The sequence below is a fragment of the Gimibacter soli genome (assembly GCF_028463845.1).
GTDB lineage: Bacteria > Pseudomonadota > Alphaproteobacteria > Sphingomonadales > Kordiimonadaceae > Gimibacter > Gimibacter soli.
In genome coordinates, this window is record NZ_CP116805.1 from 152,968 (window position 1) to 169,519 (window position 16,552).

Sequence of the window (16,552 nt, forward strand, 5' to 3'; positions counted from 1 at the left end):
GTACCGAACCGGCCACCCGATTTTGAGGGGCGGCGAAAGACGGCGCACACCCCCTTCCGGTCTGCTCCGCCAACGTTCGGTCGTTTGCAAAAATTATCCAACATATTGCAAAATACAAGCTGATTTTTGAAATTTGTTACAATCTTTGCAAAAGTTTGCATTGCACAAAAGATTAGACCAATTTTGCCGCAACGCACAAAAAATGGCTGAATACAACGTTTTTTCTTGATTTACCCGATAAGTCCTGATCCATAATGCGCCTCAAGATCGACCGAACATTGGTTGAAACGTTTTGCAAAAACGATGCGTAATTTTGCAAAACCATAGAAACGGCAAGCCGCTCCGGGCGATGCTTGCAACAAGGGGTCGGACCGCCACAGTGCGGCCAGGGGAGTGAATCGATGGTGTCATCTGCCAGTGCCATGCTCGGCAATCTCGATTATTCGATCATCGGCATCTATTTCAGCGCCATTTTCCTTCTCGGCATCTGGTTCGCCAAACGGTCCCATTCGGCCGAGGACTATTTCCTCGCCGGCCGCAAATCGACCTGGCCGATCATCGGCCTGTCGCTTTTTGCGTCCAACATCTCGGGTACCACGCTCGTCGGGCTCGCAGGCGACGCCTACGCCACGGGTATCTCGGTCTATAACTATGAATGGCTGGCTGCTGTCATCCTCGCTTTCTTCGCGATCTTCGTGCTGCCGTTTGTGCTGCGTTCCCGCGTCTTTACAATGCCAGAATATCTGGAACGGCGCTACGACAAGCGGGCGCGGGTCTATTTCTCGGTACTCACCTTGTTCCTCACCATCGTGATCGATACGGCCGCCACACTTTATGCCGGCGGGCTGATGCTGAAGCTCTTCTTCCCCGACACGCCGATGTGGGTAACGATCACCGGGCTCGCCACCTTTGCCGGCGCCTACACCATCGCCGGCGGGCTGGCGGCCGTGATGTATACCGATTCCGTCCAGGCGGTCATTCTCCTTGTCGGCTGCACCGTCATTTCGGTCATTGCCTATAATACGGTCGGGGGCTGGGATGCGATCACCGCCGCTGTACCAGAAACCAAACTTAGCCTCATCCGTCCGCTCGATGATCCGGGCATGCCATGGCTCGGCCTCCTGCTCGGGGCGCCGCTCCTTGGCTTCTATGTCTGGTGTAACAACCAGTTCATGGTGCAGCGCGTGCTTTCGGCCAAGTCGATCGAGCATGGCCGCTGGGGCGCGCTGTTCGGTGGCCTGCTGAAGTTGCCGGTACTGTTCCTGATGGTACTGCCGGGTACCGCCGCCATCATCCTGTTCCCGGAACTCGAACGCGCTGACCTCGTGTTCCCCACCCTGCTGACGCACCTGCTGCCTACTGGCCTTCTCGGCCTTGTGCTCGCCGGCTTCCTTGCTGCGATCATGAGCCAGGTGACCTCGACCGTGAATTCCGCCGCCACGCTCGTGACGATGGATTTCATCAAGCCGCGCTGGCCGGAACTGAAGGCCGACCGCATGGTCGCCGTCGGCCGCCTTGTCACGCTGTGCATCCTGCTCGCCGCGATCCTCTGGGCGCCGCAGATCGGCAAGTTCGATTCGCTCTTCAAATATCTGCAGAAGATCCTGACCTATGCGGTGACGCCGACCGTGGCGCTTTTCATCCTCGGCAGCTTCTGGCGCGGTGCGAACGCCACGGGGGCGATTGCCACGCTCGGCCTTGGCACGCTCGCCGGTGCCATCTGCTTCGTGCTGATTGAAGTCACCGGCACCTTCCATCTGCACTTCCTCTATATGGCGCCGATCCTCTTTGCCTTCTCCTGCCTCGTGCTGGTGGTGGCAAGCGGCCTGAAGCGCGGTTCGGAAGTCTCCGACGTCGAAAATTATGTCTGGACGGTTGCAGGCTACCGCGCCGAGACCGAGGCGCTGAAGGCTCTGCCCTGGTGGCAGAATTACCGCCTGCACGCGCTCGCGCTCACCGTGATTGCCACCGTCATTGTTGTCTCGTTCCGGTAAGGGGGTTGCCGAATGATTAGTCAGAAGTTTCTTACGGGCGCCTTCGCCAGCGTATCGCTTGCCGCCCTTCTTGCCGCCTGCAGCCCGGAGCAATCAACCGAACAGGCGAAAGCCCCTGCCGAGGCAACCGAGGGCGTGAAGGTTACAAGCCCCGCTGACCGGCCGGCCACGAACGAGGTGATCTATTTCATCCTGCCCGACCGCTTCGCAAACGCTGACCCGTCGAACGACCGTGGCGGCATCGCGGGCGAGACCCCCGACCATGGTTTCGACCCCACCCACAAGGGTTATTTCCACGGCGGCGACATCAAGGGCATCACCGAGAAGCTCGATTATATCGAAGGGCTGGGTGTCACCGCGATCTGGATGACGCCGATCTTCAAGAACAAGCCGGTGCAGGGCAACCCGGGCGACCAGTCGGCGGGCTATCACGGCTACTGGATCACCGACTTTACCCAGATCGATCCGCATTTCGGCACCAATGACGACCTGAAAGCGCTAGTGGCAGCGGCCCACGCGCGCGGCATCAAGGTGATTTTCGATATCATCACCAACCACACGGCGGACGTGATCAAGTATCTGGAATGCGCCGGGCCAGATACCGGCAAAATGATGCCCGAACAGGCCGATTGCCCGTATCGCCCGCTGGGCGAGCCCAAATATACGGCCTATGTGCCTGCGGCCGAAGCCGGGATCAAAAAGCCCGAATGGCTGAACGACACGCGCTATTATCACAATCAGGGTAATTCGACCTTCAAGGGCGAAAGCAGCCTTTATGGCGATTTCGCCGGGCTTGATGATCTGGATACCGACAATCCCGAAGTCGCCGCCAAAATGGCCGACATCTACAAATGGTGGATCAGCGAGTTCCGCATCGATGGCTTCCGCATCGATACCGCGCGCCATGTGAATGATGAATTCTGGCAGAGTTTTGCACCCGCGATCATCGAGCATGCCAAGGCCGAAGGCCTGCCGAACTTCTATATGTTCGGCGAAGTCTATGAATTTACGCCAAAGCAGCTCAGCCATTTCACCAATGTGGCGAAGCTGCCGTCCGTGCTCGATTTCGCCCTTCAGTGGACGATCCAGAAAACCATCGTCGGCATCCCGGAAGCCGGCAGCCAGCAGGCCATTTTCTCGACGGGCTTCCAGTCGGAGACTGCCCCGAAGGCAGGCTTCGCCCCCACACAGGCGCTTGCCGACCTTTTCGATGGCGACATCGAATACACGGGTGTGGCAGGCAAATCTGCGACCTTCCTGCCGACCTTCCTTGGAAACCATGACATGGGCCGCTTCGGCTTCTTCCTGCAGCAGGCACACCCGGGCGCAGACCCCGCAGAACTGCTGAAGCGGGCCGAGCTTGCCAACGCGCTTCTCTTCTTCGCGCGCGGCGTGCCCGTCATCTATTACGGCGACGAGCAGGGCTTCACCGGCGACGGCGGCGACCAGGCCGCCCGCGAGAATATGTTCCCGAGCCAGGTTGAGAGCTACAACGACAATGTCCTGATTGGCTCGGACGCAACCACCGCCGGGGACAATTTCAACCCCGATCATCCGCTTTACCGCCAGATCGCGACGCTCGCAGCGGTTCGCAAGGCCGAACCCGCCCTGATGCGCGGCAACCAGCGGACAGTCGCTGCCGGGGACGCGCCCGGTATCTTCGCCTTCGACCGCACCGATCTCGCGTCGGGTAGCGAACTGGTCGCGGCGATCAACACAAGCACCGAGGAAGCAAGCGCCGTTCTGGCGGTCGCCAATCCCGCCGGGCTTACCCCTGTTCTTTCCAGCGGCACGGCGGAACTCAGCCCTGATGGCACGCTCCGCCTTGCGCCGCTTTCCTACATTCTTTACCGCCGGACGAACTGATCATGACCGCACCCGCATTCAATCATCCTGCTGCTGTCGCTGCCCCCGACATTGTCTGGTGGAAGGGCGCGGTGATCTATCAGATCTATCCGCGCAGCTTTGCCGACAGCAACGGCGACGGCATCGGTGACCTGAAGGGCATCACCGCCCATCTCGACCATGTGGCAGCGCTTGGCGTGGACGGCGTCTGGATATCGCCCTTCTTCAAATCACCGATGAAGGATTTCGGCTATGACGTCGCCGACTACTGCGATGTCGACCCGATCTTCGGCACGCTGGCCGATTTCGATGCCCTTCTCGCCCGCGCCCATGCGCTTGGCCTCAAGGTCATCATCGATCAGGTCTATTCGCACACGTCCGCCGAATGCGAATGGTTCAAGGAAAGCCGCTCCTCGCGCGATAACCCCAAGGCCGACTGGTATGTGTGGGCCAACGCCAAGGCAGATGGCACCCCGCCCACCAACTGGCTGTCGGTCTTCGCAGGCCCGGCCTGGACGTGGGACGCCGGACGGCGCCAATATTATCTGCATAACTTCCTGTCGTCGCAGCCGGACCTCAACCTCCATAACCCCGACGTGCAGGAAGCCGTTCTTGCCACCGCGCGCTTCTGGCTCGATCGCGGTGTCGATGGCTTCCGGCTGGATGCCACCAACTTCTATATGCATGACCCGGAGCTTCGCGATAACCCGCCCTATCCGGGGGCGGCGGCGCGCGAGAGCTATACCTTCAACTTCCAGGAACAATGCTATAACCAGTCGCACCCCGATATCCTGCCGTTCATCGAACGTTACCGGGCACTTCTGGACAGCTACAGCGGCGACCGCTTCACGGTTGCCGAAATCGGCGGCCGCCGCGCCATCGAGGAGATGAGCGACTATACGAAGGGCAACAACCGCCTTTCGACCGCCTACAGCTTTATCTTCCTCGAATCGCCCGAACTTTCGGCCGGTGTCATCCGCAAGGCGCTTTCCGACTGGGATGCCGCGACCGATGCCTGGCCTTCGTGGACCTTCTCGAACCACGACCGGCCCCGCACGCTCGGCCGCTGGGGCAAGGAGGCAGACCCCGCCACCTTTGCCCGCACCATGAACATGCTGCTCCTCAGCCTGCGCGGCACCATCTTCCTCTATCAGGGGGAAGAGCTCGGCCTGCCGCAGGCCGATGTGCCCTTCAACCGGTTGCAGGACCCGGAAGCCCTCGCCAACTGGCCGAAAACACTTGGCCGCGACGGCACCCGCACCCCCATGCCGTGGAAGGCGGATACCCAGTTCGGCGGCTGGAGCTGCGATCCGTGGCTGCCGCTCGACCCGCGCCATATCTCCCTTGCCGCCGATGTGCAGACATCAGACCCCACTTCGACGCTCGCCTTCACCAAGGCCCTCCTCTCCCTGCGTCGGAGCCATCCCGCCCTGCGCGTCGGCGGCCACCGTTTCCTCGACACGCCCGAGCCGATCCTCGCCTTCACGCGGGAAGCGGACGGCGAAACGCTCCTCTGCGTTTTCAACCTGTCGAACGGTGATGTGCGCTTTGAGGGAGAGACCGGAACCGTGCTGCAAACCAGCGGCACCTGCGACCCGGCCACCGGCGCCATGGGGCCTTTCAGCGGCTGGATCGTGAAGCTTTAACCGGCTTCACGCCCCGCAGGATTCGCGAACGATCAGTTCGGTGGGCAGAAGGGCGGAGCGGACACGTTCACCCGCGATGCGGCGCAGGATTTTCGAAACGAGCAGCCGGCCGGCCTTCGCCACATCCTGCTTGATGGTGGTCAGCGCGGGGCTTGAATAAGCCGCCACATGGATATCGTCATAGCCGACGACCGACACATCCTTCGGCACCTGGATACCGTTGCGGATAAGGCCGCGAATGGCACCCATGGCGATCATGTCGGACGCCGCCACAATTCCATCCAGCGCGGTATTTTCTTCCAGAAGCACCTCGACCGCTTCCATTGCGGATTCGGGGAAGAAATGCGCAGGTCGCACGAGCTCGGGCCGCAGCTTGATGCCGGCGTCGGACAGGGCTGCCTTGTAGCCTTCGAAGCGGAGGGCGGATTCAGGCGCGTCGGTATCGCCGAGAAACGCAATTCGCGAACGGCCGAGCCGGATCAGGTGGTTGGTGGCGCGGTAGCCGCCCTGCCGGTTGTCGGACCCGACCGAACAATAGGCCTGATCCTGCATATGCGCCCCCCACACCACGAAAGGCGTATCGGTGGCGGCGAGCGCGTTGAGCTGCCGGTGCAGCGTGCTTTGACCGAGGAAAATCAGCCCGTCCGTCCGCCCGCCGGAGACAAGCGCGGTCACGGCTTCAACTTCCGTCGGCATCAGGTGCGAAATCAGAAGGTCGCAGTCACGTTCCCGAAGCGCGTCACCGATCCCGCCGATGAGGTCCAGAAGGAACGGTTCCGACAGGCGGCTGTCGCGACCTTGCGGCGGCGGCACCACGATCGAGATCGTCTTGGCGGGCTCGGCAACCTCGACCCGTTGGCGGGTACGGCCCACATAATTGTTGGCTTCGGCGATGGCGAGGATGCGGTTGCGGGTCCGCTCGCTGACCAGCGAACTGCCGGCAAGGGCGCGCGACACGGTGGAGATCGAGACCCCGGCGAGTTCCGCCAGGTCCTCAAGCTTGTTCAGCGCACCTTCTTCGCCGTCTTCCGGCTTCACCTTCGTCGTCATTCAGTCCTCGCAACCGGCCCATCCTTGTTTGCAAAATTTTTCAGGGCCACCCCAAGAGCTTAGCAGGGCAAAACAGGCGATGAAATTACTTTTTGCAAAACGGCGGGGCCTGCCACAGGGGCGGCAAGCCCGCGTCAATCCGCCACGCTTGGCAAGACTGCAATGCTGCCCATAAGATAGCTTTTGCAAACGAACGTCGTCAGGGATGCAAAGATGACACGCCGGGAGCGTGCCCCCTGTTTCGAAATCGGGGGGCTGACCAAGATTTACGGCGAAGGCGAAGCCGCCGTTGCCGCACTCAGGGGGATCGACCTCACCATTGGTGACGGCGAACTTGTTGTGCTTCTCGGCCCCTCGGGCAGCGGCAAATCCACCTTTCTCAATATCCTTGGCGGGCTCGATGCGCCAACGGACGGCCATGTGCGTTTTCACGGCGCCGATATCACAAAGTTCGAGGACAGGGACCTGACCCGCTGGCGGCGCGACAGCGTGGGCTTCATCTTCCAGAGCTATAACCTGATGCCGGGTCTGACGGCGGACGAAAATGTGCGGCTGGTGACCGAAATTGCCACCCACCCGATGCCGGTTGGCGATGCCCTTGCCGCTGTCGGGCTTGCGAAACGCGGCAAGCATTTCCCGTCCGAACTTTCAGGGGGCGAACAGCAGCGCGTTGCCATCGCCCGCGCCATCGCCAAACGGCCAAAGGTGCTGCTGTGCGATGAGCCGACGGGGGCACTCGACAGCGCCACCAGCCGCAAGGTGCTTGAAGTGCTGGTGGACGTTGCCCGGAAGGAACAGGCGACCGTCATCATGGTCACCCACCATCAGGGCATCGCCCCGCTTGCCGACCGGGTGATCCGCTTCCGCGACGGGCAGGTGGAGGAAGACGTGATGAACGACAATCCGCTGACAACGGCGGAGATTGTGCTGTGATCGCGCTCCTTGCCCGCCTTGGCCTGAAATCCCGGCCGCTGACCCTGAAGCTGATCCGCATGCTCGGCTCCATGCGGTTGCAGGTGCTGGCCGTTTCGCTTGTCGTCACCGCCGGCACCGCCGTGCATGTGATGATGAACGGGGTGGTCAATTCGCTCTTCATCACGCGGGATACCTATTATGCCGAGGCGATGATGGCGCATCTCTGGGCGCCCGCTGTGCGCATCCCCGGCGGCATCGTCGAAACGCTGGCGCACCACCCCGGCGTTGCCCGCGCCGAGCCGCGCATTGCCGCCGCCGCGATCCTTGACATGCCGGGCGAAGCCGCGCCGGTGAAAGCCCGGGTGATATCCCTGCCCGAAGGCCGTCAGCCCTTCATCAACCGGCTGCATCTGACAGGCGGCCACCTGCCCGATGCCCACACCGACGATCTGGTGATCGCCGACGAATTTGCCGAGGCCCACGGCCTGAAACCCGGCGATACGATCGAAGCGGTGCTGTACGGCGCCAAGAAAAGCTTCCGCATCACCGGCACCGCCCTTTCAGCGGAGTTCATTTACGCGATCCCGCCGGGCGAGCTGATCCCCGATCCGCGCCGCTTTGCCGTTTTCTGGATGCCCGAACGGGCGGTCTCGCGTGCCTTCAAAATGGAAGGCGCCTATAATGAAATCCTGATCCGCCTGCTGCCCGGCGCGATGGAAGCCGATGTGAAAGCGGCAGCCGACCGGCTGCTGCTGCCCTATGGCGGTGGCAACACCTATGGCCGCGATACCCAGCTTTCAAACCAGTTTATCGAAAGCGAATTCCAGCAGCTGAATGTGACAGGCGGCATCATCCCTCCCATCTTCATGGGGGTGGCGGCCTATCTCCTCAATATCGTTGTCTCGCGCATCACCGATCAGGAGCGCGGCCAGATCGGGCTGATGAAGGCCTTCGGCTACACCGATGCCGCCATCGCCCGCCACTATCTGATCTTTGCCTATGCCATGGTCGCCCTTGGCGTGGCCGCCGGCTTCATCGTCGGCACCCGAATGGGCGGGGGACTGGCCGAGATTTACCGGGCCTATTACCAGTTCCCGTCGCTGGAATTCACCGCGGGCCTGCCCGTTTACCTGCAAGGCTTGGGGCTCGCCTTTCTGGCCGCCACCGTTGGCGTTTTCATCGCCATGCGCCGGGTGATCGCGCTCCGCCCCGCTGTCGCCATGGCGCCGCCTGCGCCCACCGACTATAGCCATCTCCGGCTCGATAGCCCGCTCTTTGCCAAGCTCGACCAGGGACTAAGGCTCATTCTCCGGCATCTGGTGCGCTGGCCGGTGCGGTCGGCGCTTACCTGTCTCGGTATTGCGCTCGGCATGACCATCATGGTCGCCGCGCATTCGATGTTCGACGGCGTCAATTTCATGATGCAGCTGCAGTTCCAGTCGCTGAACCGGCAGGATGTGACCGTCGGCTTCATCGAAGACCAGGGCGAGGGCATCGTGCATGAAATGGCAGCCCTGCCCGGTGTGCAACGGGTGGAGCCCTTCTATGCCGCCCCCGCGATCCTCAAGGCCGGCACCTATGAGCGGGCCCTGTCGCTGACCGGGCGCTGGCCGGACACGAAACTGAGCCTGATGGAAAACGAGGCCGGCGAAGCCGTGCCGGTGCCGCCCTACGGCCTTGCCATTTCGGAAAGTCTGTCCGAACGCCTGCAGGTGGGTGTAGGCGACACGATCCATGTGGAGTTTCGCACGGGGGCCCGCAAGCGGGTGGACCTGCCGGTTGTTCACATCTTCACCACCTATATCGGCCTCTCGGCGCTTATCGACCATGACGAGCTTGCATCCCTCACCGGGCTCGGGCCGCGTGTCTCCGGCGTGCATCTGGAAGTGGACCCGGCCCGGATGGACGATCTTTACGCGGCACTCAAGAAGGCGCCGAAGGTGGCAGCGGTGACATCGAACGCCAACGCCTACAAAGTGATGCGGGCGATGATGGATGAAAACCTGAATACGATGAACCTGTTCAACACCGCCTTCGCCAGCCTCATCGCGTTCGGCGTGGTATTTTCAAGCGCGCGCATATCGTTTGCCGAGCGGGTCCGCGAGATTGCCACGCTCCGCGTCCTCGGCTTCAGCCGGGGGGACGTCAATCTGGTGCTGCTGGGTGAGCTTGGCATCCTGATTTTTCTGGCACTGCCGCTTGGCGGTTTCATGGGGCGGCAGCTCGCCGGCATGCTGGCGACGGAAATGAGCAGCGAGCTTTTCCGCGTACCCGAAGTGACTGCACCCTGGACCTATGGCTATGCCACCCTGATCATCGTCATCGCTGCCGCCATATCGGGCTGGATGGTGATGAAACAGGTGCGCACGCTGGATCTCGTTTCCGCCCTCAAATATTCTGACTGACAGACAAGGACATGCGACCGTGAAACTGAGCCCGAAACATATCCTGTTCGCCGCCATGGGGGCCGCTGCCGTTGGGGTCATCATCTGGGGGGCGATGCCGAAACCCGTGGATGTGGCGATGGGCAAGGTGGCCCGGCGCACGCTTGAAACATGGGTCGAGGACGATGGCTTCACCCGCGTGAAGGAGCTGTACACGGTTCATGCGCCGGTCGCCGGCCGGGTACTGCGCCTGCCGATGGAACGCGGCGACACGGTGGTGGGCGGCGAGACAATCGTTGCGACCCTGTTGCCCGCCGACCCAGCCTTCCTTGACGAACGCCGCGAAAGCGAGGCCGCCGCCACCATCGCGGCAGCTGACGCGGCGGTTGCCGCCGCACGGGACGAAGCCACCCGCGCCGAGGCCGCGCTGACGCTTGCCGAGGCTGATTATGCGCGGGTCGAACCGCTGGCGGCGAGCGGCACCTATGCCCCCGCGCGGCTGGATGCTGCCCGGCAGGCCCGCGACAGTGCCCGCGCCGCCCTTGCCGCATCCCGGTCCGCCGTGCGCGCCCGGGAAGCCGACCTCCGCGCCGCCCGTGCCTCGCTTATCGGCCCCGGCACCAGCGGCAAGGCCGGTGGCATCATCGAGCTGCGCGCCCCCGTTTCCGGCAAGGTCCTGACCCTGCTGCACGAAAGTGCGGGGGTGGTGGCCGCCGGCACGCCACTGATGGAAGTCGGCAACCCCGAAGACCTTGAAATCGTCGTCGATTACCTGAGCCAGCGGGTCGTGAACCTGCCACCCGGCACAAAGGCCGAAGTGCGCAACTGGGGCGGCACCGCCTTCCCGGCCCGCCTGCGGCTGATCGAACCCAAGGGTTACACCAAATATTCGGCGCTCGGCGTTGAAGAACAGCGGGTGGACGCGGTGATCGATTTCGACACCAAGGACGTGCCAAGGGTGGCGGGCGGGCTGCAACATGGTTACCGTGTGGATGTGCGGCTGATCGTATCAAGCGATGCGAATGCGCTGACGGTGCCCATTTCGGCACTGGTGCGCACCGGCGGCGATGGATGGGCGGTGTTCCGGGTGGACGGCGGCCGTGCCCGGCAGATGCCCGTCACGGTCGGGGCCATGAACAATGCCCATGCCGCCGTGATCGACGGGCTGACGGACGGCGACACGGTCGTCCTTTACCCGCCAGAAGGGCTTGAAGACGGCAGCAAGGTGCAACCGCGAAACGGCGAGATCGAACAATGAGCGATGCGACCGACGATCCCTTCGACCTTCTCGTCATCGGCGGCGGGATCAATGGTGCCGGGATCGCGGCTGATGCCGCGCTCCGCGGTTTTTCGGTCGCGCTGGTCGAACAGGCCGATCTGGCGAGCGGTACATCATCTGCGTCATCTAAGCTCATCCATGGGGGCTTGCGCTATCTTGAGTACGGAGAGTTTCGACTTGTCCGGAAGGCATTGAAGGAAAGGGCGCGGCTCCTGTCGCTGGCGCCGCACCTGATCAAGCCGCTGCGCTTCCGCTTGCCGCACGAGCCGCACCTGCGCGCCGTGCCGCTGATCCGGCTGGGGCTGTTCCTTTACGATCACCTCGCCATGCGCGGCAGCCTGCCGGGGTCGGCGGGCGTCGACATGGAACGCGACGAAGCTTTCCTGAAGCCCGACTTCAAACGCGGGTTCGATTATTCCGATGCCTGGGTCGATGATGCCCGGCTTGTGGTCATGAATGCCATCGCAGCGCGTGAGGCCGGTGCCTCGATCATGACCCGCACGATGGCCACCGGGGCACACCGGCACGGCAAGCACTGGCATCTGGCGGTCCGCGACCTTGAAACCGGGTCCGAAGGCACGCTCCGCGGTCGGGCCCTTGTCAATGCATCCGGCCCGTGGCTCGGGCAGGTTTCCGACCGGATCGAGGGCAGCGCCCCCACCCCTGTGCGCCTTGTGGCCGGCAGCCATATCATCGTACCGCGCTTCGCGAGCAGCGAGCACGCCTATATCCTTCAGCACGCCGATGGCCGCATTGTATTCGCCATTCCCTATCTCGACCGTTTCACGCTGGTCGGCACCACCGACCGCGCCTATTCGGGCGACCCGGCGGCAGTGAGCGCCAGCGAGGAAGAGATCAGCTATCTACTGGATATCATCGGCCATTATTTCCGCGAGGCACCAAAGCGCGCCGATGTGGTGGCAACCTATGCAGGCGTGCGGCCCCTGATCGGGGACGAGAGCACCCCGGCCGCTGCCCTTTCACGGGACTATAGCCTGCGGCTTGAAGGCGGGAAGGGCGAGCCACCACTTTTGACCATATTGGGCGGCAAGATCACCACATACCGTGTGCTCGCCGAAGAAGCCGTCGACAAGCTCGCCGAGACTGTCAACGACCGGCGCCGGGGTCGCACCGCAACCACCCCCTTGCCCGGCGGAGATATCGGCTCGTTCGAAGCGGGGATGGCGGCGATTACGGCCAAATATCCATGGGTCGCCGAAACCACTGTCGAGCGGCTGGTGCATGCCTATGGCAGCCGGGCGGACGCCATCCTGAATGGTGCGGAAGGCCCAGCCGGGCTTGGCACCCATTTCGGGGCCGATCTTTACGAGGCAGAAGTCCGCCACCTGATCAATGCTGAATGGGCGAAAAGCACGGACGATATCCTGTGGCGGCGCACCAAGCTTGGCCTGTCGCTTTCGGATACCGAGGTTGCGACCCTCAAGGGCTGGATCGACGCCTTCAGAAAACGGCTCTGAGGCTCACCTGCAGCTGATTGGCATATTCCACCCGCGCGAGACCGTCGGCTTCCCGCGCCGGCCGGGACTGGCGGCTGTGCAAGCCTTCGACCCACAGCTCGGCCCAGTCATTCAGGCGCCGGGCAGCGGCCAGCGTGACGGCATGGCCTGACTGGTTGTTGTTATCGATATTGACCCAGCTTCGGTCCGCGACCTCGAAAAGATCGACACGGCCGGACACCCGCCAGCCCTCGCCCCGCGCGCCCGGTAAGCGGACGCTGAGAAGCGCGTAGGCCGAACGGAAATGTGCGTCCACCGCGCGGCGGTCGGGTTCGGCCTTCAGGGGCCAGCCCATCTGGGTCGCCCCTTCCATGCCCTGCAGGATATAATGCCAGTCACGCCCGATATCGCCTTCAAGGCTGAGGCTCAGGAAGCGGGTATCCCAGCCATACTGGCCGTTCTCGACCTGCTGCGGGTCGGCGCGGTTGCTATAGTAAAGCGCGTCAACAACCGGCCCTTTCGGTGGTTGCCAGCGGGCGCGGAGATAATAGCCCAGCCGGTCGTCGACCTCGTAAACCGGCTTGGTATCCCACGCCTGTTCGGGGAACGCTGCTGGCAGCGCCGGCACCTGGCGCAGGGTGACCCCTTCATACGCCCCGACCATCCGGTCTGTCAGCGCCCAGCCGCGCCAGGCGAGCAGCGTACCCGCCGTGTCGTTGAAGCCGAACAGGGCAGCCGACAGCAGCAGATCATGCCCGCCGGCGCGCCAGCGCCAGCTTGCCTCGCTACCCAGCACCTTCAATTCCTCGCCAACCCAGCTGTTGATCGCGGACGGCGTGATCGTATAGGGGCTTTGCCAGCCATCGGCCACATTCTCGCGCGAGACGGGCGGGAACATCAGGCCGAAGCGCAGCGAAAGCGTGCGGTCCGGTGTCTGGTAGCGACCATAGGCTTCTATCAGGTCAAGCCCGCCCTGCGTATCGTAACGGACCTGAAACAAGCCATCGAACGTGCGGCCTACATAGGGGCGCAGCTCCAGCGAGGCAAAGGCAAGGCGCGCCGCGTTTGCCCCTTCGCCAAAGCGCACGAGCGATTGCCCGCCGGCGTGCGCGCCGCTGCCGTCAGCGTCCGAAAGGGTGAGGCGCACATCGGCGACCGTGACAAGGTCGATACCGGCCTCTGCCGCCACCGAGGGTGCTGCAGCCAAAAGCCCCGCCCCCAGAAACACTGCACGCCTTAAAAACCGCCCCATCACGCCGCTTGCACTCCTCAGAACATGTCGCCGCTGGTGTCCGGCGTGAACCGCATCAGGCGGCTGGTCAGCACAGCAGCCTGCCGGTGGACGACCGCGAGCCTGTAGTCGGGGTCGGTGACCATCGCGAGGAAGGCACCCGCGTTCGGATACTGGGCGATGAAAACATTGTCCCACTGTTTGTCATCCGGCCCGATCACCATGCCCTCGAACCGCCCGCGCCACAGGATGCTGCCGCCAAGCCGCGTGAAAATGGGGCCGGATGCCTTGCCATATTCGGCGTAAGCCTCGGCCCCGGTCAGCCCCTTGCCAGCCAGCGCATGGCCTGCCGGATAGGCGGCTTCCGCCCGGTAGCGGATCAGGTTCAGCATGTGGATGGGTGTATCGCGCGGCAAGGCCTTGAAGGCCTCGAACGCCTCACGATCCGGGTCGATATACCGATCTTCCGCCATGAACAGTCCCCCCTTATGGCAACCAGTAAGGGAGCCTAACAGGTGGCGCGAATGAACGCTACCAGACAGGACGCGCGTCGATATCTGGATAGTCCACCCAAAGGTGAAAATGCGCTCAAAGTTAACCGAATTTTGAGGCAATCCGTGCCTATGATCAGGCAACATTCGAAACACACATACTCTGACGTGGTGGCTGCCGATGTTTTCCTCCCTCAAGATCAGTGTCCGTATTGTTTTCTCGCTTATTCTGGTGGCAATCGTGACAGGGCTTCTGATTGCCCTTGTCAATGCCAGCATCCAGTCATCGGTGATTGCACAGGCCGAGGAGCGCGAGCTTCAGGCCTATAACCGGCAGTTGCTGGGCATGCTCGAACAGGAAGCTGGCAGCGCCGCCGCACTTGCCGAACAGGTGGCATCGATGCCGGTTGTGCAGGAAGCGATGGCCAATCAGGACCGTCAGGCACTCGCGGACCTGTTCGTACCGGGCTTCGCCACCATGAAACGGGACTATAATGTCGAGCAGTTCCAGTTCCATCTGGCACCGGCTGTATCTTTCCTGCGCGTCCACAGACCCGAAAAATTCGGCGACGACCTTTCGGAAATGCGGCCGTCTCTCGTTGAGACCAACAAGGCCGTCAAAAGTGTCAAAGGGCTTGAGTTTGGCGTAGCCGGGCTGGGCGTCCGGGGCATTACACCAATCCGCTTTCAGGGTCAGCATGTCGGTTCGGTTGAATTCGGCATGTCCTTCGGGCAGCCTTTCTTTGAAAGCTTCAAAGCGCGCACAGGTGCCGAGGTCGCTTTGCTTCTGCTCGAGGGGCAAGGCCTGAAGCCTTTCGCGTCGACCTTCCCAGAAAGCGTCTTGGATCTCGCCGACGCAACATTGCTATCCGCCCGGAACCAGCAAGCCATTCTGCAGCATGTCAGCTTCAACAGCAGGGAATATGCCCGCATCGCCGCCCCCATTGCCGACTATAGCGGCAAGACGATCGGTATTTTGGTCCTCGGCGTTGACCGCAGCTATTTCACTGCGCAGCAGCAATCTGCCACCCGTTCAACCATGCTGGTCTTTGCGCTCGCAATCGCGACGGCCGCTGTCCTTGCCTATTTCATCAACCGGTCGATTTCCGGCCCTGTTCTCAATCTGACCAATGTGATGCAGCGATTGGCCTCCGGTGCGCTCGATACAATCGTGCCGGACCGTGAACGGCGCGACGAAATTGGTTCGATGGCCAATGCTGTTGAGGTCTTCAAGCAAGCCAGCATCGAAAAAATCAGGCTGGAGCAGGCCGCTGAAGCCGAACGTATAGAGGCCGAGCGCCAGCGCGAAGAACGGCGCCTTGCCGAGCTCGAGGCCGAGCGTCAGGCGCGCGCTGATAAAGAGGCGCAGGAGACAGCCGCAGCCAACCAGCGCAAGCGCGACCGTCTGCAGATGGCCGATAATTTTGAACGGCGCATCGGCGACATCGTGAATGGCGTGAGCAGTGCCTCAAGCGAAATGGCCTCAACGGCCGAGATCCTGACGACCATTGCCGGCAAGACGACGGCCGAGACTGCTGCTGCGCTCAATGCCACCAAAACCGCCGAGGAGAATGTGCATTCGGTCGCAAGTGCGTCCGAGGAACTTTATGCCTCGGTGCAGGAAATCAGCGCCCAGCTCGCCAATGCCGCCGAGGTAACCCGTGGTGCCGTGGTACAGGCCAATACGGCCGCCGAAAATGTGGAATCGCTCAAGCTCGCAGGCGACAAGATCAGCAACGTGATCGACCTGATTAACGACATTGCCGAGCAGACGAACCTCTTGGCGCTCAATGCCACCATCGAGGCCGCCCGGGCGGGCGATGCGGGCAAGGGCTTTGCCGTTGTCGCCAGCGAGGTCAAAACGCTTGCAACCCAGACGGCAAGAGCCACGCAGGAAATCTCCGCCCAGATTGGCAATATGCAAAAGGCGACAGTTGAGACCGTATCCGTGGTTGGCCAGATCACCAAGACGATCGAACAGGTCAATTCGATCTCGGTCACCATCGCCAGCGCTGCAGAACAGCAGGCTGCCGCCACGCAAGAGATCAGCAAGAGCACGCAATATGCCGCTCAGGGCACGATGACGGTCACGCAAAGTATCTCGAGCGTATCGCGGCTGACGGACGAGAATGATGCTGCGACGACCGAGGTCCGCGAAGCTTCTTCCGAGCTCGCGATGCAGGCCGAGAAGCTGAATGAAGCGCTGAAAACTTTCCTTCAGGAAATCCGCAGCGACGCCTGAGGTCAGTATTGCCCGAGC

General features: G+C 62.3%; 11 protein-coding genes. 8 read left to right on the plus strand and 3 right to left on the minus strand.

Features of this window, described 5'->3' with window-relative positions; translation table 11 throughout:
- Window positions 1–401 precede the first annotated feature (401 nt).
- From PH603_RS00700 to PH603_RS00710, 3 genes are read left to right on the plus strand one after another with little or no spacing between them, the layout of a single operon-like run.
- A complete protein-coding gene (locus PH603_RS00700) occupies window positions 402–1,994 on the plus strand; it encodes a sodium:solute symporter (protein ID WP_289503996.1) in 1,593 nt (530 codons plus the stop codon).
- 12 nt (window positions 1,995–2,006) lie between these two features.
- Entirely contained in the window at window positions 2,007–3,860 is a 1,854-nt protein-coding gene (locus tag PH603_RS00705) for an alpha-amylase family glycosyl hydrolase (RefSeq protein WP_289503997.1), read from the plus strand.
- A gap of 2 nt (window positions 3,861–3,862) precedes the next feature.
- Complete coding sequence (locus tag PH603_RS00710) at window positions 3,863–5,485, plus strand: alpha-glucosidase family protein (protein WP_289503998.1); 1,623 nt, start codon at window positions 3,863–3,865, stop codon at window positions 5,483–5,485.
- 6 nt (window positions 5,486–5,491) lie between these two features.
- Here the strand turns inward: PH603_RS00710 and PH603_RS00715 are convergent, their stop codons facing one another.
- The gene (locus PH603_RS00715; RefSeq protein WP_289503999.1) at window positions 5,492–6,535 is read right to left on the minus strand and encodes a LacI family DNA-binding transcriptional regulator; all 1,044 of its coding nucleotides are present in this window, start codon (window positions 6,533–6,535) and stop codon (window positions 5,492–5,494) included.
- Between the two features lie 213 nt (window positions 6,536–6,748).
- On the opposite strand from PH603_RS00715, the gene PH603_RS00720 reads away from it, so the two are divergent.
- From PH603_RS00720 to glpD, 4 genes are read left to right on the plus strand one after another with little or no spacing between them, the layout of a single operon-like run.
- Window positions 6,749–7,468: an ABC transporter ATP-binding protein gene (locus tag PH603_RS00720; protein WP_289504000.1), complete on the plus strand. Its 720-nt coding sequence runs from the start codon at window positions 6,749–6,751 to the stop codon at window positions 7,466–7,468.
- Complete coding sequence (locus PH603_RS00725; RefSeq protein ID WP_289504001.1) at window positions 7,465–9,855, plus strand: ABC transporter permease; 2,391 nt, start codon at window positions 7,465–7,467, stop codon at window positions 9,853–9,855. Before PH603_RS00720 ends, PH603_RS00725 begins: the two co-directional genes overlap by 4 nt.
- Window positions 9,856–9,874: 19 nt before the next feature.
- Window positions 9,875–11,092, plus strand: a complete 1,218-nt coding sequence (locus tag PH603_RS00730; RefSeq protein WP_289504002.1) for an efflux RND transporter periplasmic adaptor subunit — start codon at window positions 9,875–9,877, stop codon at window positions 11,090–11,092.
- Window positions 11,089–12,591 (plus strand): glycerol-3-phosphate dehydrogenase, encoded by a 1,503-nt coding sequence (glpD, locus tag PH603_RS00735; RefSeq protein ID WP_289504003.1) that lies wholly within the window; start codon window positions 11,089–11,091, stop codon window positions 12,589–12,591. The genes PH603_RS00730 and glpD overlap by 4 nt, the downstream gene beginning before the upstream one ends.
- On the opposite strand, the gene PH603_RS00740 is transcribed toward glpD, so the two are convergent.
- Together PH603_RS00740 and PH603_RS00745 are read right to left on the minus strand one after the other, a co-directional pair.
- A complete protein-coding gene (locus tag PH603_RS00740; RefSeq protein ID WP_289504004.1) occupies window positions 12,575–13,777 on the minus strand; it encodes a hypothetical protein in 1,203 nt (400 codons plus the stop codon). The two genes, glpD and PH603_RS00740, sit on opposite strands and share 17 nt — an antisense overlap.
- A 62-nt stretch (window positions 13,778–13,839) precedes the next feature.
- Window positions 13,840–14,274: a DUF1330 domain-containing protein gene (locus tag PH603_RS00745; RefSeq protein WP_289504005.1), complete on the minus strand. Its 435-nt coding sequence runs from the start codon at window positions 14,272–14,274 to the stop codon at window positions 13,840–13,842.
- A gap of 199 nt (window positions 14,275–14,473) precedes the next feature.
- Between PH603_RS00745 and PH603_RS00750 the strand changes: the two genes are divergently transcribed.
- Window positions 14,474–16,534, plus strand: coding sequence for a methyl-accepting chemotaxis protein (locus PH603_RS00750; protein ID WP_289504006.1), 2,061 nt, complete (start codon window positions 14,474–14,476; stop codon window positions 16,532–16,534).
- The last annotated feature ends 18 nt before the right edge of the window (window positions 16,535–16,552 follow it).